This is a genomic window from Comamonas sp. MYb396, from assembly GCF_037479555.1.
Classification (GTDB): Bacteria; Pseudomonadota; Gammaproteobacteria; order Burkholderiales; family Burkholderiaceae_C; genus Comamonas.
The window spans coordinates 107,601-126,880 of sequence record NZ_JBBGYU010000010.1 but is presented as its reverse complement, the minus strand read 5'-3'; the positions used below and the strand labels follow the sequence as shown (position 1 = coordinate 126,880).

The 19,280-nt window shown below is 65.7% G+C and carries 10 protein-coding genes and 1 riboswitch; of the genes, 7 read left to right on the top strand and 3 right to left on the bottom strand.

Translation table 11 applies throughout. From position 1 onward, the window contains the following. The first annotated feature begins 24 nt into the window (after positions 1-24). The 3 genes from WH265_RS20805 (at position 25) to WH265_RS20795 (ending at position 11,241) form a co-directional block, all read left to right on the top strand. Positions 25-2,115, top strand: coding sequence for a flotillin family protein (locus WH265_RS20805; RefSeq protein ID WP_116927464.1), 2,091 nt, complete (start codon positions 25-27; stop codon positions 2,113-2,115). A 129-nt stretch (positions 2,116-2,244) separates the two neighbouring features. Beyond that, on the top strand, positions 2,245-7,746 hold the full coding sequence (locus WH265_RS20800) for a DNA repair ATPase (RefSeq protein WP_339559529.1): 5,502 nt from the start codon (positions 2,245-2,247) through the stop codon (positions 7,744-7,746). A 117-nt stretch (positions 7,747-7,863) separates the two neighbouring features. Then, a complete protein-coding gene (locus WH265_RS20795; protein ID WP_339559528.1) occupies positions 7,864-11,241 on the top strand; it encodes a mechanosensitive ion channel domain-containing protein in 3,378 nt (1,125 codons plus the stop codon). On the opposite strand, the gene WH265_RS20790 is transcribed toward WH265_RS20795, so the two are convergent. Continuing rightward, entirely contained in the window at positions 11,238-12,176 is a 939-nt protein-coding gene (locus WH265_RS20790; RefSeq protein ID WP_312988888.1) for a LysR family transcriptional regulator, read from the bottom strand. The two genes, WH265_RS20795 and WH265_RS20790, sit on opposite strands and share 4 nt — an antisense overlap. 68 nt (positions 12,177-12,244) lie before the next feature. On the opposite strand from WH265_RS20790, the gene WH265_RS20785 reads away from it, so the two are divergent. Next, positions 12,245-12,700, top strand: coding sequence for a PACE efflux transporter (locus WH265_RS20785; RefSeq protein WP_021025337.1), 456 nt, complete (start codon positions 12,245-12,247; stop codon positions 12,698-12,700). A 65-nt stretch (positions 12,701-12,765) separates the two neighbouring features. Here WH265_RS20785 and gltS read toward each other — a convergent pair whose 3' ends face one another. Beyond that, complete coding sequence (gltS, locus tag WH265_RS20780; RefSeq protein WP_339559527.1) at positions 12,766-14,004, bottom strand: sodium/glutamate symporter; 1,239 nt, start codon at positions 14,002-14,004, stop codon at positions 12,766-12,768. A 225-nt stretch (positions 14,005-14,229) separates the two neighbouring features. Further along, positions 14,230-14,341: riboswitch (S-adenosyl-L-homocysteine riboswitch) on the top strand. A 35-nt stretch (positions 14,342-14,376) separates the two neighbouring features. Between gltS and metH the strand changes: the two genes are divergently transcribed. Beyond that, positions 14,377-17,130 carry a methionine synthase gene (metH, locus tag WH265_RS20775; RefSeq protein WP_339559526.1) on the top strand — a complete coding sequence of 918 codons (2,754 nt, stop codon included), beginning with the start codon at positions 14,377-14,379 and terminating at the stop codon, positions 17,128-17,130. A gap of 118 nt (positions 17,131-17,248) precedes the next feature. Continuing rightward, positions 17,249-17,518 (top strand): helix-turn-helix domain-containing protein, encoded by a 270-nt coding sequence (locus tag WH265_RS20770; protein ID WP_312988892.1) that lies wholly within the window; start codon positions 17,249-17,251, stop codon positions 17,516-17,518. Between the two features lie 38 nt (positions 17,519-17,556). Here WH265_RS20770 and WH265_RS20765 read toward each other — a convergent pair whose 3' ends face one another. Beyond that, complete coding sequence (locus WH265_RS20765) at positions 17,557-18,162, bottom strand: DUF4304 domain-containing protein (RefSeq protein WP_339559525.1); 606 nt, start codon at positions 18,160-18,162, stop codon at positions 17,557-17,559. Between the two features lie 249 nt (positions 18,163-18,411). On the opposite strand from WH265_RS20765, the gene WH265_RS20760 reads away from it, so the two are divergent. Then, positions 18,412-19,236 (top strand): ABC transporter substrate-binding protein, encoded by an 825-nt coding sequence (locus WH265_RS20760; protein ID WP_021025332.1) that lies wholly within the window; start codon positions 18,412-18,414, stop codon positions 19,234-19,236. Positions 19,237-19,280: the final 44 nt, after the last annotated feature.

Genomic DNA, 19,280 nt, shown 5'->3' with positions numbered 1-19,280 from the left:
ATTGATACTGATAGGGAGCTACGCATGAATTGGGGAAATCTGGAGTGGTACATCGTCGCGGGGGTGGTGATCGGCACCGTCTTCATCGTCATCCTGGGCCTGTTTGCGCTGGTCAAGGCCTTCTACATCAAGGTGCCCCAGGGCACGGCCTTGATCATCAATGACACGACCTCGCAGCCCAAGGTGAAGTTCACCGGCGGCATGGTGCTGCCGGTGATCCACAAGAAGGAGTTCATGCGCATCTCGCTGATCACCTTGGAGATTGACCGCCGTGGCAAGGAAGGCCTGATCTGCCGCGACAACATGCGGGCCGACATCACCGTGGCCTTCTACCTGCGCGTCAACGAGACCGCTGCCGACGTGCTCAAGGTGGCCAAGGCCATCGGTGTGGAGCGTGCGTCGGAGAAGGGCGCCGTCAATGAGCTGTTCAATGCCAAGTTCTCCGAGGCCTTGAAGACCGTGGGCAAGCAGATCGACTTTGTCAAACTGTTCGAGAACCGCCAGGATTTCCGCGACCAGATCATCCATGTGATCGGCAATGACCTCAACGGCTATGTGCTCGAAGACGTGGCCATCGACTACCTGGAGCAGACCTCCAAGGCCTCGCTGGACCCGAACAACATCCTGGACGCCGAAGGTATTCGCAAGATCACCGAGCTGACGGCCAACCAGAACATCGTCACCAACGAGCTCGAGCGCAATGCCGAGCTGGCCGTGACCAAGAAGAACGTCGAGACCAAGGAAGCGATGCTGGCGCTCGAGCGCCAGCAGGCCGATGCCGAGGCGCGGCAGAAGCGCGAGATCGCCACCATCCAGGCGCGCGAGCAGGCCGAGACCCAGAAGGTGCAGGAAGAAGAGCGCTTGAAAGCCGAGCAGGCCCGCATCCAGACGCAGGAGCAGCTCGACATCCGCGAAGAAAACCGCCAGCGCGAAGTCGCAGTGGCGCAGCAGAACCGCGAGCGCGCGGTGGTGATCGAGATTGAAAAGGTCACCCGCGCCAAGGACCTGGAAGTGGTCTCGCGCCAGCGCGAAGTGGAGCTGCAGCGCATCGAGAAGGAAAAGGCCATCGAGGTCGAGAAGGCCAATATCGCCAATGTCATCCGCGAGCGCGTGGTGGTCGAAAAGGGCGTGGCCCAGGAAGAGGAGCGCATCAAGGAAGTGCGCGTGGTGTCCGAGGCCGAACGCATGAAGCAGGTCACCGTGCTGACTGCCCAGGCCCAGGCCGAAGAAGACATGGTGCGCCAGGTCAAGAAGGCCGAGGCCGACGAGTCGGCATCGCGCCACAAGGCCGTTGAGGTGACCACCTTGGCCCAGGCCGAGCTGGAAGCGGCGGGCAAGACCGCCGAAGCCAAGAAGAAGATGGCCGAGGCCATCGAGGTCGAGCGCGCAGCGCCGGGCCTGGCCGACGCCAAGGTGCGCGAAGTGACGGCAGCGGCCATCGAGCGCGAAGGCATGGTGCAGGCCAAGATCATTGCCGAAAAGCTGATCGCCCAGGCGCGCGGCGAAGAGGAAAAGGGCCTGGCCGAAGTGCGCGTGATCGAGGCGCAGGCCGATGCCAACGAGAAGCTGGGCCTGGCCGATGCCAAGGTGCTGGAAGAGCGCCTGATGGCACAGGCCCGTGGTGAAGCCCAGGTGGGCAACACCAAGGCGGTGGTGACCCGCGATGTGGGCCAGTCCGAAGCCGATGTGCTGCGCGACAAGCTGTTCGCCGAGGCCAAGGGCCTGACCGAAAAGTTCACGGCGCTCGCGTCGCTGTCCGACCAGGCCCGCTCGCACGAAGAGTTCCGCATGCAGCTGGAGAAGAATTTCGAGCAGGCGCTGGCCGCCATCGAGGCGAACAAGACCGTGGCGCAGGAGCAGGCCGAGGTGCTGTCGGCCGCGCTGTCCAAGGCCAATATCGACATCGTCGGCGGCGGTGGCGACTTCTTCAACAACTTTGCCAAGGCGCTGTCGGTGGGCAAGGCGGTCGAAGGTGTCTCGGCCAAGAGCCCCATCGTGCAGGAGCTGCTGCAGAAGTTCATCGGCGGCAAGGGCCTGCCCACGGATGCACTGAGCAACCTGCTGGGCGGCGGCCAGGACAAGAAGAGCCTGCCGCCATCGGCGGCCGAGTCCTGAGTCCAGGCCCTGGCCTAGCCCGCCTGGCCCGGCGGCGCCCTGTGCGCCGCTGGGCGGGCCACTCCCATCGCAGGCCCCAGCCCCCGTGCTGGCCGGCCTTGCCCCACCGCATTCTCTGCCGCTCTAGCCATGTCCACTATCCCCACCAACGACCCACCGGACCGTTCTGCCGTTGACGACGCCGTCGCCAGCGGCGGCTCCTATGAAGTGCTGGCCAAGCGGCTCGATGCCCAGGGCCAGGCGCTGGAGACGCTGGCGCGCGAACTCAACGAAGCGCGGCTGGAGGAGTTTGGCCGCAGCCAGATGGAGGTCATCGCCCGCATGCGGGTGCGCACCGAAAACAACTGCCTGGGCCGCGACATCGCCCAGGTCGGCGGCTTTTTGCTGTTCGGCTACAACGTGTTCATGGGCCTCAAGCAGGAGACGCGCATCGAGGATGTGTTTGCGCTCTACCGCCTGCACGAGGGCGAGCAGGGCTACGAAGTCACGCCGGTCGAGCTCAAGGACAGCTTCCTGGGCATCCAGAGCTTTGTGCAGGATTTCCAGGAGCTCTACGCCTACTACAAGCACACCAAGCTGATGCAGCTGGCGGTGCGCGATGGCAAGCTGCTGGCCAGTTTTCAGATCGGCGAGCGCCTGGGCGATGTGCGGGTGTTCCGCTGGTCGGTCTCGCCCGATGGCCAGCAGATCCGCTACATCGACAACCGGGGCGAGCGCGATATCGAGCTGCCCGCGCCCCATGATTTTGAATGGCAGCGCGCCGGCCGCGAGCACCTGGTGCAGGGCCGCCATCCGCACATCAATATCCTCGACAAGGTGTTTGTCGAGACGCTCGATGGTGACCTGACCATCAAGGTCGAGAACAACACCAACGACGGCCTGGGCATCTACCGCGAGCCGGTGCAGGAGAAGAACCAGTCGCTCGATGACGCGGTGTTTGAATACGCGGCCGTCGGCAGCCTGGTGCTGCTCAAGATCCTGCCCTACCGCGAGGACCACTGGCGCTACCTGGTCTACAACACCTTGTCGCGCCAGGTGCTGCGCATGGACGCGATTGGCGCGGCCTGCATCCAGCTGCCGCAGGACCACGGCATCATCTTCCCCGGCGGCTACTACCTGCAAAACGGCGAACACCGCGCCTTCGAGCAGAACATGCAGGGCATGCGCTACCGCCGCAGCATCCGCTCGCCCAATGGCGAGGATGTGCTCTATGTGTTCTACGAGCCCGAGAGCGGGCGCATGGCGCTGTTCAAGTACAACCTGATCGAGCGGGCGCTGCAGCCGCCCCTCATCGGTCACGGCTATGCGCGCATGGACGATGGCCGCATCGTCATCTTTGCTGCCGAGAGCAATGAGGCCTCGCGCGTGCACCCGATGCAGCTATGGCGCACGCCCTTTGCGTCGGACGACTATGCCGCGCGCCAGCCGCAAAAGGACAGCGTGCTGGGCCGCATCGGCAATGCCGAGCTGGTCAGCGGCATTTCCGACCTGTACAGCGTGCGCAAGGAGATTGCCGCCACCGAGGTCTCGCTGCCGCGCTATGAGCGGCTGATCGACACGGCGCGGCGCCTCTTTGAGCGCTACCACTGGCTCAGCAGCGCGGGCATGCAGGCGCTGCACGAGAACCTTCTGGGCATCGTCGCCACCGGCGACGCGGTGCTGGACGAGTACGAAAAGGTCGAGAGCATCCGCCAGGCCTCGGCCAAGGCCATGGGCGAGGTCAGCAGCCGCCATGTGCAGCTGCTCAAGCAGATTCGCCTGTCGGACGGCGACAGCATCGATGCCTATGTGGGGGCGCTCACCGATCTGGCGGCCCTGCGCGGCCAGCTGCTGGCCACCCGCGAGCTGCGCTATGTCGATGCCACAGCGATCGAGGCGATGGTGCAGACGGCCGAGGAGGCACAGGCCGAGGTATCGCAGCGCACGGCCGGCTTTATTGCCACCGATGCCGCGATGCAGCCCTATGTCGATCAGCTGCAGGCGCTGGACCAGCAGGCCCAGGCAGCGACCACGGTGGTGCAACTGGCCGAGCCGCTGGCGCAGATGGCCCAGATGTCGGCCGCGCTCGATCTGCTGTCCGAGCTGATGGGCAGCCTCAAGATCGACGACGCCACCCAGCGCACGGCCGTGGTGGACCGCATCTCGTCCATCTACGCCCGCTTGAACCAGGTGCGCGCACGCGCTGAGCAGCGCAAATCCGGCCTGGGCAGTGCCGAGAACCTGGCCCAGTTTGCCGCGCAGCTGGCGCTGTTCTCGCAGAGCATCGTCAGCGGCCTGAACCTGGCCCAGACGCCCGAGAAATGCGATGAGCAACTGGCGCGCCTCTTGGTACAGCTCGAAGACATCGAGAGCCAGTTTGGCGAGCATGCGCAGTTTCTCTCGGACATCATCGCCAAGCGCGAAGAGGTGCTGGAGACCTTCGAGGCGCGCAAGCAGTCCTTGCAGGACGAGCGCCAGCGCCGCGCCCAGGGCGTGCTCGATGCCGGGCTGCGCATTGTGCAAGGCCTGCCCAAGCGCACCGAAAAGATCGCCAGCCCTGAGGCGCTGCACGCGTTCTTTGCCGGCGATCCGCTGATTGCCAAGCTCAAGGAACTGGCCGGTCGCCTGCGCGGCGAGCTGCAGGACCCCGTCAAGGCCGATGACATCGACGGCCGCATCAAGACGCTGCGCGACCAGGCCTTCCGCGCGCTGCAGGACCGCAATGATTTGTACGAGGGCGATGGCAAGCTGATCCGCCTGGGCCGCCACCGCTTCTCGGTCGGCAACCAGGACCTGGACCTGACCTTGCTGCCGCGCGACGGCCAGCTCTACCTGCACCTGGTGGGCACCGAGTACTTCGAGCCGGTGGACAACGCCGAGCTCGCCGGCCTGCAGGCCTACTGGGATGCCTCGTCGCCGGCCGAATCGGCCGAGATGTACCGGGGCGAGTACCTGGCGCTGGAGGTGGTGCAGGCCGTGCGTGCCGGGCGCGAAGGCTGGAGCCAGGACCGCCTGCGCCAGCTGCTGCCCGATGCGGAGGCACTGACCCAGGCGATCCGCGATTTTTCAGCGCCGCGCTACCGCGACGGCTATGAGCGCGGCATCCACGACCATGATGCGGCCGTTATCTTGCAGGCGCTGGTGCCGCTGGCCGATGGCGCCGGTGTGCTGCGCCATGCGCCGCAGGCACGCACCCTGGCGCTGCTGTTCTGGAGCCAGCAGGCCCATATCCAGCAGCCGCAGCTGGCCAGCAGCATTGCGCGCTGGCCCGAGCGCGCGCAGCAGGCCCAGGCCATGCAGCAGCTGCTGGGCAGCGAGACCGAGCGCCTGGCGCTGCAGACCGACATCATGGCCCAGTTGCGCGCCTTTGCGCAGGACCAGGGCCTGCTCGATGCACTGCTGCGCGCCGACCCGGCCAGCCCCTTGCTGGCAGCGGCCGCAATCGATGCGGGAGAGTGGGACAGCGAGGCCGACAACCTGCTGCGCGCCGCTGCCGATTACCTGCAGGCCGAGCTGGCGCACAAGGCGCTGCGCTTGCATTTCTCGGGCGCCAGCCAGGCGGTGGTGGCCGCGCTGCAGCAGGCGCTCAAGGCCGGCCCCAAGGAAGGCCTGCACTGGGCCGATCTGCAGCGCTACTGGGCGGGCGGCGAGGCCGGCCAGGCCAGCCGCGAACGCGGCGCCGCGCCGCTGGCCCAGCGCTGGCGCAGCGCGCTGCATTGGCTGCAGACGGTGGCCCAGGCCGCCCCCGAGGCCGAGCGGGCCGCCTGGCTGCCCTACTGCAGCGAAGCCGCCGCCTGGCTGGTCTGCCAGAGCGAGCTACCGCACCAGGTCAGCAATGTGGATCTGCGCTGCGAGGTGCTGGGCCTGCTGGGCCAGCATGGCCGGGTGGATGCGGGCCGCATGCAGATTCAGCTCGACGAGCTGACCACGCGTGCGGCGCGCCACTACCGCCGCTACCTGCCGCAGTGGGAGCGCTACCAGGCGCTGCGCCAGCAGCTGCTGGGCGAGTACCGCGCGCGCTTCCGGCTCGAGGAGTTCAAGGCCCGGCCGCTGTCGTCCTTTGTGCGCAACCGCTTGATCAACGAGATCTACCTGCCGGTGATTGGCGACAACCTGGCCAAGCAGATCGGCGTCGTGGGCGAGAACAAGCGCACGGACCAGATGGGCCTGCTGATGATGATCTCGCCGCCTGGCTACGGCAAGACCACGTTGATGGAGTACGTGGCCAACCGGCTGGGCCTCATTTTCATGAAGATCAACGGCCCGGCGCTGGGCCATTCGGTGCGCTCGCTCGACCCGGCGCAGGCGCCCGATGCGACGGCGGCCAAGGAGCTCGAAAAGCTCAACCTGGCGCTGGAGATGGCCAACAACGTGATGCTGTACATCGACGATATCCAGCACACGCATCCCGAGTTTCTGCAGAAGTTCATCTCGCTGTCCGATGGCACGCGCCGCATCGAAGGGGTGTGGAGGGGCCAGACCAAGACCCATGACATGCGCGGCAAGCGCTTTTGCGTGGTCATGTCGGGCAACCCCTATACCGAATCGGGCGAGGTGTTCAAGATCCCGGACATGCTGGCCAACCGCGCCGACATCTACAACCTGGGTGATGTGCTGGGCGGCATGGACGAGGTCTTCAAGCTCAGCTATATCGAGAACAGCATGACCTCGAACGCGGTGCTCGCGCCGATGGCCACACGCAGCCTGCAGGACCTGTACCTGCTGCTCGACCGGGTGCAGGGCAAGGAGGTGTCGGCCAATGCGCTGTCGCACGACTATGCGGCCGCCGAGCTGCGCGAGATGGAAGCGGTGCTCCAGCGCATGCTGCAGGTGCGCGAGCTGGTGTTCAAGGTGAACCAGCAGTACATCCACAGCGCCGCGCAGGACGACAGCTACCGCACCGAGCCGCCGTTCAAGCTGCAGGGCAGCTACCGCAACATGAACAAGCTCGCCGAGAAGATCACCCCGGTGATGAACGACGCCGAGATGGCGCAGATGCTGAGCGACCATTACCAGGGCGAGGCGCAGATGCTGACCGGTGGCGCCGAGGAGAACCTGCTCAAGCTCGCCGAGCTGCGCGGTAGCGCCGATGCGCAGGCCCAGGCGCGCTGGGCCGAGATCAAGGCCCAGTTCCAGCGCCAGCAGGCCGCTGGCGGCGCCAATGCCGATGCCGCCACCCGCGTGACCACCCAGCTGGTCGACCTGGTCGCCGCCACCCGGGCCATGGCCCAGACCCAGCAGGCCCGCCACCAGGGCGACAGCGCCGCGCAAGAGGGTCTGCAGCGCATGCTGGCCCAATGGGGCCAGGCGCAAACGGCCGTGGGCCAGTCGCTCGATGGCATCCGCCAGGCGGTGCTGGACAGTGCGCCGGCGCCGCAGCCCGCGCCCCAGGCCGACGCGCCGCCGTTGGACCTGGCCGTGCAGCAGCTGGGCCAGCTGGTGCTGCAGTCGCTGCAGCCGGTCGTCGAGCACCTGGACCAGAGCCGGCGCCAGCAGCTGGGGCTGCACCGCGTGCTGATGCAGGTCGCCACCCGCATGCAGGAGCAGATCGACCAGCAGCGCGCCGGCCGCCAGCCGCTGCAGGCCACCTTGCAGGCCGACGATATCGACAAGGCCTTTGACCGCATGCAGGACCGCCGGCCACCGCGCTGAGCATCCCGGCGTCCCTGGCAGTTGCAGCTGCCAGGGACGTTGAAAGCATTGTTATCAGGTGCAAGCAGCGCCCTTGTCCTAGGTTCGGGCTCTCTCGCCTGCCGATACACTGTGCCGATGCAAGCCTCCCCCCCTTCTTTGTCTGCCCGCCAGGGCCTGCCACGCTGGTGGCTGCCGGCCCTGTGGCTGCTGCTGTGCGCCTGCTTGCTGCCATCGGCAGCGACGGCACAGTCGCTGACCTCGCTGGCGGGCCTGGGCGGCAGTTCATCGAGCAGCAGCAGCGATGAAGAGCGCGCCATCCAGGCGCAGCGCGAGGCCACGACCACGGCCGAGCAGGAGGCCGATGCGCTGACCCAGTCGCTCGAGCGCCTGCGCAGCCGCGTGCAGACGCCCGCTGGCGCGCCCCCCGCACCGCTGAGCGACCAGGAGCTGGGCCAGATACAGGCGCGCTGGGAAGAGCGCGTGCCCGCCAATGCCAGCCAGGAAGTGCTGGAAAAGCTGCTCACCGACGAGCGCGAAGCGATTGCCGCGCTCAAGGCCGGCATCGAGAAATCGGCGGCCGAACAGGCCAACCTGGTGGCCCAACCCGGCAATGGCCGCAGCGACCTGGCCAGCCTGCAGCAGCGCGTGCAGGAGACAGCGACGCCGGTGACGGCCGAGCCGGGAGAATCGAAGGCGTTGACCCAGGCGCGCCAGCAGCGCCGCAGCGCCGAACACCGCCGCGCTACGCAGGAGCTGGCGCTGCGCCAGGAAGAGCAGTCGACCATCGAGACCCGCCAGCGCCTGCTCGATGTGCAGCTGCAGACCCAGCGCCGCGAGTTGCTCGAGCGCACGCCGCGCGTGGCCTGGCTGAACCAGCGCATTGCCGACCGCGCCCGCCAGCAGCTCGAGCAACAGGTGCAGCAAACGCAGGCCGCCGAGAACGACACGGCCGAGGCGTCAGCTGCCGTGCGCGAGCTGGCGCAGCAAAACAGCGCGCTGGCTGCCCAGATCCTGGCGCACAACGACCGCCTGGTCAAAGAGCGCCAGGACCTGGCGAGCGACGAATACCGCCAAAGCCAGCTGGCCTCGGCCTTGCGCGACACGCAGGCGCGCCTGCGCCTGGGCGGCAGCGCATCGGTGGGCCAGTGGCTGTGGAAGCAGCGCGTGGCGCTGCCCACCGTCAACACCATCCAGTCGCGCCGCAAGGCCACATTGCGGCAGCTGGCCGAGCTGCGGCTGGCGCTGTTCAATGCCAGCGAGCGGCGCTTCAGCCTCAACGGCACGGCCACGGGTGGCGGCAACTCGGGCATGACCACGCGGGGCAGCAGCCAGAGCACGGCCTTGTGGACCAAGCAGGCCGCGCTGATTGACCAGCTCCAGCCCTTGCTGCTGCGGCGTATCGCGGTGCTGGAGCAGACCGATGCCGCGCTGCAATCGACCCTGAACAGCGGCAACGCGCTGCGCCAGGTGATGGACAAGGAGCTGCTGTGGTTCCCCAGCCATCTGGCGATGGGCGGCGCCTGGCTGGACGAATGGCGCTCGGTGCTGCGCAGCTCGGACGGCGCCGCACTGGAGCAGGGCGCCAGCGCCTCGCCCTGGAACACCGCGCGGGCGCTGGGCGCGAGCATGCTGCGCAATCTCTGGATCTATGCCGGCATCTTTGCCGGCGTGCTGCTGCTGCTGGGCCTGCGCCGCTATGCCTTGCAAAAGCTGCAGGCGATTGCCACGCAGGTCGACAACTTCTCGCAGGACCACTTTGGCCTGACCTTGATGGCGCTGGGCTGGAGCCTGCTGTATGCACTGCCCTGGAGCTTTGCCACCGCCGCGCTGGGCACCCTGCTGCAATCGACGGCAGCGCCGGTGGCGCTTGAGCCGCTGGGCCAGGCGCTCGAGCAGCTGAGTGCCTTTGTCTTTGTCGTGACCCTGCTCAACGTGCTGTTCCGCCCCTGCGGGCTGGCGGTGGCGCATTTTGGCTGGCCGCGCGAGCGCGTGCAGGTGCTGCGCCAGATGGTGCTGCGCGCCACCTGGCTGATCGTGCCCATCGATCTGCTGGGGGGCCTGGCGTTCTTCAGCCACGATGATTCGGCGATCAGCACCTGGGGCCGCATGTGCCTGCTGGTGCTGACCCTGGGCCTGGGCTGGATGGCCTTGCGCTACCTGCGCCAAAGCCTGCGCAAGCAGCGCCCGGGCTTGCGCTGGAGCCAGGTGGTGAGCGTGGCCGTGCTGCTGGTGCTGGCCGTGACCCTGGTAGGCATCGGGCTGGGCTATGTCTACACCGCCACCGAAGTGATCCAGGCGCTGCTGAGCAGCTTTGTGTTTCTGGCGGCGGCCGAGGTGCTGGTCAGCCTGCTGCGGCGCTGGCTGCTGCTGGGCGAGCGCCGCCTGGCGCTCAACCGCCTGCGCGCTGCCGCCTTGCAGCGCCAGGCGGCCAATGCGGCAGCGGCTGCCGATGCCGCCGCTGGTGGCGGAACCGCCCCCACGGCCAACAACAATGCCGCCGATGAGCAAAGCCAGATGGCGCTGGTCACCGTCAGCACGCAGGCGCACCGCCTGCTGGGCCTGCTGCAGCGGGTGCTGGTGGCGCTGAGCCTGGTGTACGCCTGGTCGCCGGTGCTGCCGGCGCTGCTGCGCTTTGAGGGCGTGGTGCTGTGGTACACCACCAATACCGAGGCCAGCGGCATTGCCCGCCCCGCGCCGGTGAGCCTGATGGACCTGCTGGTGGGCGCGCTGATCCTGCTGATGACCTTCAGCCTGACGCGCAACCTGCCCGGCCTGGTCGAGGTGGTGTTCTCCAGCACGCGCCGGGTCAGCAGCTCGGACCGCTACACGATGGCGACCTTGGCGCGCTACGGCATCACCATTGCAGGCACGGTCAGCGCGCTGTCCTTGCTGGGCCTGCGCTGGAGCCAGCTGCAGTGGATGGCCGCCGCGCTGACCGTGGGTCTAGGTTTTGGCCTGCAGGAGATCTTTGCCAACTTTGTCTCGGGCCTGATCCTGCTGGTCGAGCGGCCCTTCCGGGTCGGCGATGTGATCACCATCAACCAGCACACCGGCACCGTCACGCGCATCCGCACGCGCGCGACCACGGTGCTGGATTTCGACAACCAGGAAATCGTCATCCCGAACAAGACCTTCATCACCGGCCAGGTGACCAACTGGACCTTGAGCGACGATGTGACGCGCCTGATCATCGATGTCTCGGTCGCGCACGGCAGCGATCCGGCCGAGGTGCAGCGCATGCTGCTGGCGATTGCGGCCGAGCACCCCAAGGTGCTGCGCGAGCCCGAGGCCAACTGCTGGTTCATGGCGCTCGAAGGCCAGGGCCAGAAGTTCGAGCTGCGCGTCTATGTGGGTGCGGTGGACGACCGCCTGCCGGTGCGCAATGACCTCAACCGCAGCATCAACGCGCGGCTGAAGGCGGCCGGCATTGCGGTGGCCTTCCCGCAGATGGACATCCATGTGCGCGACCTGCCGCCAGCCCCGGCTGCAGCGCAGGAGACGCAGGGCGCTTAAGGCGTTTGGGAGGCCGCCTGCACCAGCGCCACAAAGCGCTTGGCGGCCAGGCCCATCGGGTGCTCCTTGGACCAGACCACATCCACATAGAGCTGGGCGCCATTGCTGAGGTTGGCAAACTCCATCGCCACCAGCGCGCCCGATTGCAGCAGCGGTGCCACCAGCGGCTGGGGCAGCCAGCCCCAGCCAATGCCGGCGCTGACCATCTGCAGGGCGGCCACATGGTTGTCGGTGCGCCAGACATCGCGGGCATAGACCAGGCGCTCATGGTCCAGCGACCAGTCGCGGCTGGCAACGATGATCTGGCGCGTATTGGTCAGGTGGTGCTCGCGCAGCTGAGGCCGGGCGGCCTCACCGGGCGCAGGCGCCTGGCCCAGCGCCTGCATCAGCGGGTGGCTGGGGGCGATGACCGCCAGCAAGGTCTCGGTCGCCACTTCCTGAAAACCCTCGCGGCCGTCGAGGCTGGGCCGCTCAAACACCAGCGCCAGCTGCGCGCGGCCGCTGTGCAGCATGGTCAGCGCATCGGCCTGGGGGGCCGTGAGCACCTCGACGGCCAGCTGCGGGTACTCCTGCGCCAAGGCGGCCAGCGGCGCGGCCCAGGGGGCCGAGAGCAGCTCCGGGGCCATCACCAGGCTCAGCCGTGACTCCAGCCCTTGCTCCAGCGCCAGCGCATGGGCGTTGAGCTGCTGCAGCTGCGCGGCCAGCAGGCGCGCCTGTGGCTCCAGCGCCAATGCGGCGGGCAGCGGCCGGGGCTCGCGCCCTTCGCGCGCAAACAGCGGCATCTGCAGCTCGGCTTCGAGCTGGGCGATCTGCATGCTGACGGCCGAGGGCACCTTGCCCAGCGCCCGGGCTGCGGCCGAGAAGCTGCCATGGTCAAGCACGGCCAGCAGGGTCTGGATCGTGTCCGAGTCAAAGGGGGCAAAGGCGCTGCGCATTGATGTATCAGTTTTTCTGAAAGATTCTGACTTATGTTATCAGTTCATGACACATAAGATAGCGCCCTATGTCAGTTCAAAAAATACACAACAGCCCTTGGTCTCTGCAGGGGCCCATGCGGCGCGTGGTCTATGTGGCCTTGTACGAAGCGATTGCGATTGTGGCCGCCACGGCAGGCCTGTCGGCCCTGTCCGGACAGGGCGCGGCGCACTCCGGCGTCGTGGCCGCTGCCTCGTCGGCCATCGCGATTCTGTGGAATGTCGTCTGGAACCATTTGTTCGAGCGCTGGGAAGCCACCCAGCCCACCCGTGGGCGTGGCCTGGGCCGCCGCATTGCACATGCGCTGGGCATGGAAGGGGGTCTCGTCTTCATGCTCGTCCCCCTGTTTGCCTGGTGGTTCGAGGTCAGCCTCTGGGATGCGCTGGTGATGGACATCGGCCTGCTGCTGTTCTTCCTGGTCTACACCTTTGTGTTTAACTGGTCGTTTGACCGCCTGTTTGGCCTGCCGCAGTCGGCACAGTAGGGGTCTGAAAAAGCAACGGGGCGCCGTGTTACCACTGGCGCCCCGTTGCTGTTAATGGCTGTGCTTTAGCGCAGCCAGGCAATCATCAGCTGCAGCACAAAGGCATTGATGATGTCGATAAAGAACGCACCCACCAACGGCACGATCAAGAAGGCCTTGTGCGAGGGCCCGTACTGGCTGGTGATGGCCTGCATGTTGGCCACAGCCGTGGGCGTGGCGCCCATGCCAAAGCCGCAGTGGCCGGCGGCCAGCACGGCGGCATCGTAGTTGCGGCCCATGGTGCGGAAGGTGATGAAAACGGCAAACAGCGCCAGCGCCACGGTCTGCACGGCCAGGATGAGCATCAGCGGCCCGGCCAGATCGGCCAGCTCCCAGAGCTTGAGTGACAGCAGCGCAATGGCCAGGTAGATCGACAGGCCGGCGTTGCCAAACACGTCGATGGCGCGGTCAAACACCTTGAAGCCAAAGCCGTAGTCCAGCACATTGCGGATCACCACGCCGCCGCCCAGCGCCCAGACAAAGGTGGGCAGCTGCAGCATCGTGCCCTGGGTGGCGCTGGTCATGAACTCGGCAAAGGCCAGGCAGCCGGCAAACAGCGCCAGGGTCTCGATGGCCGCCTCGGCAGTGATCAGGCGCGGGGCGGTATTGGGCGTCTCGAAATTGGCGACCTGGCTGCTGTCGTTGCTTTCGGTGTGGTCGCTTACTTCTTTTTCGATCATTGTGCGTGGCTGGGCCAGCTGATGGCGGGTAATGAGGCGCTTGGCCAGGGGGCCGCCCAGCAGGCCGCCGATGACCAGGCCAAAGGTGGCGCAGGCAATGCCCAGCGCGGTGGCGCCGCTCAGGCCGTATTGGTTCTCCAGCACCGAGCCCCAGGCGCCAGCGGTACCGTGGCCGCCCAGCAAGGTGATCGAGCCCGCGACCAGGCCAATGAGCGGATCCAGCCCCAGCAGGGTGGCCAGGCCCACGCCGACACCGTTTTGCACAAAGATAAAGGCGACGATGACGCCCAGAAACACCACCAGGCCCATGCCGCCTTCACGCAGCTTGGCAAAGTTGGCGCTCAGCCCGATCGACGAGAAGAACACCAGCATGAAGCTGGTCTGCATCGCGGTGGCAAAGGCCAGGGTCAGGCCGGTGGCCTGGTGCAGTGCAAAGATAAGGGCAGCCACCACCAGGCCGCCGGAGACGGGCTCGGGGATATTGAAGTCGCGCAGAAAGCGGATATGCCGCGTCAGCCACTTGCCCAGCAAGAGCACGAGGACGGCAAAGATCAGGGTGTAGTAAGCACTGAAACTCAGATGCAAGGGAATTCTCCTCAAAGAGCAGGCCTGGACCTGTTTGAAAACAGAAAGCCGGTGTTGACTATGGGTTGGTGTTTTTTGCCGGCAAAGCGCTGCAATATGGGTGAATGCCGAAGCATCGTCTGATTGAATAGGGCTATAACCAACAACGGTGAGTGGTGTTTTCGGCTATGAACAAGTCCCCCTGCCTGTGCTCCAGCGGCCGGCCTGGCTTAAAATGCAGGGCCTTGTCCCAAGGAGCGCTGCAGCAGGCCGGTGGTACCCCATCGCAGGCCTGTCAGGCTTGGGGCAGGTCGACGGGCATGCACGGCATGGCCCGCATCAACGGCGCTCACCTGTTCTGTCTCTGTTTTCTGGTTTTCACAGGTGAGCCCCATGTCCGCGTCTGCTGCCCCCGTTTCCGTTCCTCCCATGCGCCTGTCGGGCCTGGAGCCCGTGTTTGTTGGCGAGGACAGCCTGTTTGTCAACGTGGGCGAACGCACCAACGTGACGGGCTCCAAGGCCTTTGCGCGCCTGATCCTGAACGAGCAGTACGAAGAGGCGCTGGCCGTTGCGCGCCAGCAGGTGGAAAACGGCGCCCAGGTGATCGATGTCAACATGGACGAGGCCATGCTCGACAGCAAGGCCGCGATGGTGCGTTTTCTGAACCTGATCGCCTCCGAGCCCGATATCGCCCGCGTGCCCATCATGGTCGACAGCTCCAAATGGGAGGTGATCGAGGCGGGCCTGCGCTGCATCCAGGGCAAGGGCATCGTCAACTCCATCTCGATGAAGGAGGGCGTGGACGAATTCAAGAAACACGCGCGCCTGGTCAAGCGCTATGGCGCCGCTGCCGTGGTCATGGCCTTTGACGAAAAAGGCCAGGCCGATACCTACGAGCGCAAGATCGAGATCTGCGAGCGCGCCTACCGCATCCTGGTCGACGAGGTCGGTTTTCCGCCCGAGGACATCATCTTCGACCCCAACATCTTTGCCGTGGCCACCGGCATCGAAGAGCACAACAACTACGGCGTGGACTTCATCGAGGCCACGCGCTGGATCAAGCAGAACCTGCCCGGCGCCAAGGTGAGCGGCGGCGTGTCCAACGTGTCGTTCTCGTTCCGCGGCAACGACCCGGTGCGCGAAGCGATCCACACCGTGTTCCTGTACCACGCGATCCAGGCGGGCATGGACATGGGCATCGTCAACGCCGGCATGGTCGGCGTCTATGACGACCTGGAGCCGGTGCTGCGCGAGCGCGTCGAAGACGTGGTGCTCAACCGCCGCCCCGACGCCGGCGAGCGCCTGGTCGAAGTGGCCGACAGCGCCAAGAGCGGTGCCAAGGACGACAGCAAGAAGCTCGAATGGCGCGGCACGCCCGACAGCCCCAAGACGGTGAACGAGCGCCTGTCGCATGCGCTGGTGCATGGCATCACCGACTTCATCACCGAAGACACCGAAGAGGCCTACCAGGCCATCGTGGTGCAAGGCGGCGGGCGCCCGCTGCATGTGATCGAAGGCCCGCTGATGGACGGCATGAACATCGTCGGCGACCTGTTTGGCGCCGGCAAGATGTTCCTGCCCCAGGTGGTCAAGTCGGCCCGCGTGATGAAGCAGGCCGTGGCCCATCTGGTGCCCTATATCGAAGAGGAAAAGCGCCAGCAGGAAGCGGCGGGCATGGATGTCTCGAGCAAGGGCAAGATCGTCATCGCCACCGTCAAGGGCGATGTGCATGACATCGGCAAGAACATCGTCACCGTGGTGCTGCAGTGCAATAACTTCGAGGTCATCAACATGGGCGTGATGGTGCCCTGCCACGAGATCCTGGCCCGGGCCAAGGCCGAGGGCGCGGACATCATTGGCCTGTCGGGCCTGATCACACCCAGCCTCGAAGAGATGCAGTATGTGGCCGGCGAGATGCACAAGGACGACTATTTCCGCGTCAAGAAGATCCCGCTGCTGATTGGCGGCGCCACCTGCTCGCGCGTGCACACGGCCGTGAAGATCGCTCCCAAGTACGAAGGCCCCGTGCTTTACGTGCCCGATGCCTCGCGCAGCGTGAGCGTGGCCCAGAGCCTGCTGGGCGAGAACAAGGACCGCTACCTGCAGGAGGTGGAGGCCGACTACGACAAGGTGCGCACCCAGCACGCCAACAAGAAAAAGACCCCGCTGTGGACCCTGGCCCAGGCCCGCGCCAATGCCACGCCGGTGGACTTTGCTGCGCACCCGCCCGTCACGCCCCGCGTGCTGGGCCGCCGCGTGTTCAAGAACTTTGACCTGGCCGAGATCGCCCAGTACATCGACTGGGGCCCGTTCTTCCAGACCTGGGACCTGGCCGGCCCGTACCCTGCCATCCTGGACGACGAGGTCGTCGGTGTGGAGGCGCGCAAGGTGCTGGCCGATGCCCAGGCCATGCTCAAGAAGATCATCGAAGGCCGCTGGCTGCAGGCCAATGGCGTGATGGGCCTGTTCCCTGCCAACCGCGTGGGCGACGACATCGTGTTCTACACCGACGAGTCGCGCAGCACCGAGCTGCTGACCTGGTACGGCATGCGCCAGCAAACCGAAAAGCAGGCGGTGGACAACGTGATGCGCCCTAGCCGCTGCCTGGCCGACTTTGTCGCCCCCAAGGATTCGGGCATCGGCGATTACGCCGGCCTGTTTGCGGTCACGGCCGGTATCGGTGCCGAGAAAAAGGACAAGGAATTTGAAGCCGCACTGGACGACTACAGCGGCATCATGTTCAAGGCCCTGGCCGACCGCCTGGCCGAAGCCTTTGCCGAATGCCTGCACCTGCGCGTGCGCCAAGACCTGTGGGGCTATGCCGCCGATGAGCAGCTGAGCAACGAGGAACTCATCAAGGAAAAATACCAGGGCGTGCGCCCCGCCCCCGGCTACCCCGCCTGCCCGGACCACACCGCCAAGATCGACCTGTTCAAGGCGCTGGATGCCGCCGATATCGGCATGCACCTCACCGAGAGCCTGGCGATGTTCCCCGCCTCCAGCGTCAGCGGCTTCTACCTGGGCTACCCCGAAGCTGTCTACTTCAATGTCGGCGAAATCGGCGAAGACCAGCTGGCCGATATGGCCCAGCGCCGGGGTATGGACATCGAAGTGCTGCGCCGGGCGCTGGCGCCGAATTTGGCGTAAATACAAGCCATAGGCTGTAAAACGGAAATACAAACTAAGACTTGTATTTTCGGAATACAGCCTATGGGTTGTGGCCTCACAATAGCTGCTCCTGAGTTACTGTGAATGGGGAGTACGCATGGATGAATTCATCGTCCACACCAGCCGGCAACTACCGATATTTCTGAGCGCTTTTCGCAAGGCGGCGAAGCTCACCCAGGCAGATGTGGCCATGCGCATGGGGGTGACCCAGCAGACGGTCTCTGCGATGGAACGCAATCCCAAGGCGGTCAGCGCTGAACGCTTGATGAAACTCCTGAGCGTTCTGGGCGTCGACCTGGTACTGCGGTCACACCCGGAACCGCGCGACTATGCCGGCTCTGAACTCCGGTCACTGGATGATTGGTAAAGCGCGGTTGAGGAACTGCTCGGCGTCTATTCCAACCCTCAACCCGCCAAAACCGCCTCCAGATTCGCACGCAGCGAAGTAGCACGCTCCGGCACCCGGGGCAGCGCTGCTTGGGCGATTGACTGAGCCAGTGCAGCCTCACCCAACACGACGGCGACCCGGGCCCAGATGAGCAGGTGGGCGGGGTGCATGTCCGTGTCCTGCGCCGCCAGCCGGGCGGCATCTAGAAACGATGCAGGGTAGTCGCTGGAGGGGGCAAAAAAGGCCTGGGACTGCCGCTGCCATTCCGACACCAGAAAGGCCACCGATTCGGCCGCATTCTGTGCGCTGGCGCCATAGGCAAACTCCGCGTCTGCGGCGTTGCGAAAGCCAGCGATGACCGATCCGCGCCAAGCGCAGTCGTAGTCGCGCATCGCCTGCGGCGCGGGCAGGGCGCCACCGGCCGCATCGCCCAGCGCCAACAGATGGGCACCCAGGTTGACCTGGAACACCGCACTGCGCGGGCGGTGCTGGACCTCAACGACATGCACCACCCCACCGTCCAGCACCCGCCGGGCGATATCGCCCTGGCGGACAAAGCCTTCGGCCACAAGCTGCGGGAAGAACTGCGCGCGCAGTGCGCTGGTGGTGGTTTTGCGGTCCATGGCGGGTGGCTCTTGGGGGATGGGGCGGCAGGTGCAGACATCAGGTGTGCTGCGCTCCCCTGCTTATAAAGCCTTTTGGGCGTTTTGGCCGATGTGCTTTGTCGTCGAATCGTACATGCGAAATCTACATATCGATTGAATGAAATCGTCGTTGTCCAACGACGGTCTGCGTTCCTACACTGGGCCTCCAATCAACGTTTCGCTGGCCCGGGCATGGTGCCCTGGCGTGGGATCTCAGAAAGCATAGCTATGAAAAACAAGGCATGGGCGATGGTGGCGACCGCTGCGGTGGCAGCGCTGGCATCGGGGGCGGTGTGGGCCGATCGCCTGCAGGATATCAAGCAGGCGGGGGTGCTGCGTGTGGCGGCCTTTGATGCCAATCCACCGTTTGGTTTTGTCGATCCCAAGACGCGCAAGATCGTGGGCCTGGATGTGGACTATGCACAGGCCTTTGCGCAGCGACTGGGCGTGAAGCTGCAGCTGGTGCCAACCAACCCGGCCAACCGCGTGCCGCTGCTGCTGTCGAACAAGGTCGACCTGGTGCTGGCCAATTTCACGATCACCGACGAGCGTGCCAAGCAGGTGGGTTTCAGCGTGCCTTACTTTGCTTCGGGCACGCAGTTCATCGCGGCCAAGGGCACGCTGACCTCGCCCGAGCAGCTGAACCAGCTGCGCATCGGTGTGGACAAGGGCACGACCAATGAGATCGTGCTGCGCGAGAAGCACCCGCAGGCGACCTTGGTGGCCTATGACGACACGCCGTTTGCGTTCACCGCGCTGCGCAATGGCAATGTGCAGGCCATCTCGCAAGACGGCCCCAAGCTGGTCGGCCTGCTGGCCACCATCAAGGACAAGAAGGAGCGCGACAAGTGGGAGGTGCCGGCGTTCACGATCTCGAGCGACTACATCGGCGTGGGCATTCCCAAGGGGGAGGCGGCGCTGACCGACTTCGTCAACACTGCGCTGAAGGAGCTGGAGGCCAGCGGCCAGGCCGGCAAGATCTATGACACCTGGTTTGGGCCGCAGAGCGCGACACCGCTGGTGCGCAATTTCAAGATCGGCGACAAGCCATAACAGCACAGGTAGGGCACAACCCCGCGTCTGAGAAGGCGCGGGGA

Excerpts from the sequence above, each read along its gene's own strand:
- WH265_RS20800 (WP_339559529.1), top strand. The coding sequence starts at position 2,245 with ATGTCCACTATCCCCACCAACGACCCACCGGACCGTTCTGCCGTTGAC.
- WH265_RS20770 (WP_312988892.1), top strand. The coding sequence starts at position 17,249 with ATGGATGAATTCATCGTCCACACCAGCCGGCAACTACCGATATTTCTG.
- WH265_RS20795 (WP_339559528.1), top strand. The coding sequence starts at position 7,864 with ATGCAAGCCTCCCCCCCTTCTTTGTCTGCCCGCCAGGGCCTGCCACGC.
- WH265_RS20765 (WP_339559525.1), bottom strand. The coding sequence starts at position 18,162 with ATGGACCGCAAAACCACCACCAGCGCACTGCGCGCGCAGTTCTTCCCG.
- WH265_RS20760 (WP_021025332.1), top strand. The coding sequence starts at position 18,412 with ATGAAAAACAAGGCATGGGCGATGGTGGCGACCGCTGCGGTGGCAGCG.
- WH265_RS20785 (WP_021025337.1), top strand. The coding sequence starts at position 12,245 with ATGTCAGTTCAAAAAATACACAACAGCCCTTGGTCTCTGCAGGGGCCC.
- WH265_RS20805 (WP_116927464.1), top strand. The coding sequence starts at position 25 with ATGAATTGGGGAAATCTGGAGTGGTACATCGTCGCGGGGGTGGTGATC.
- WH265_RS20790 (WP_312988888.1), bottom strand. The coding sequence starts at position 12,176 with ATGCGCAGCGCCTTTGCCCCCTTTGACTCGGACACGATCCAGACCCTG.
- metH (WP_339559526.1), top strand. The coding sequence starts at position 14,377 with ATGTCCGCGTCTGCTGCCCCCGTTTCCGTTCCTCCCATGCGCCTGTCG.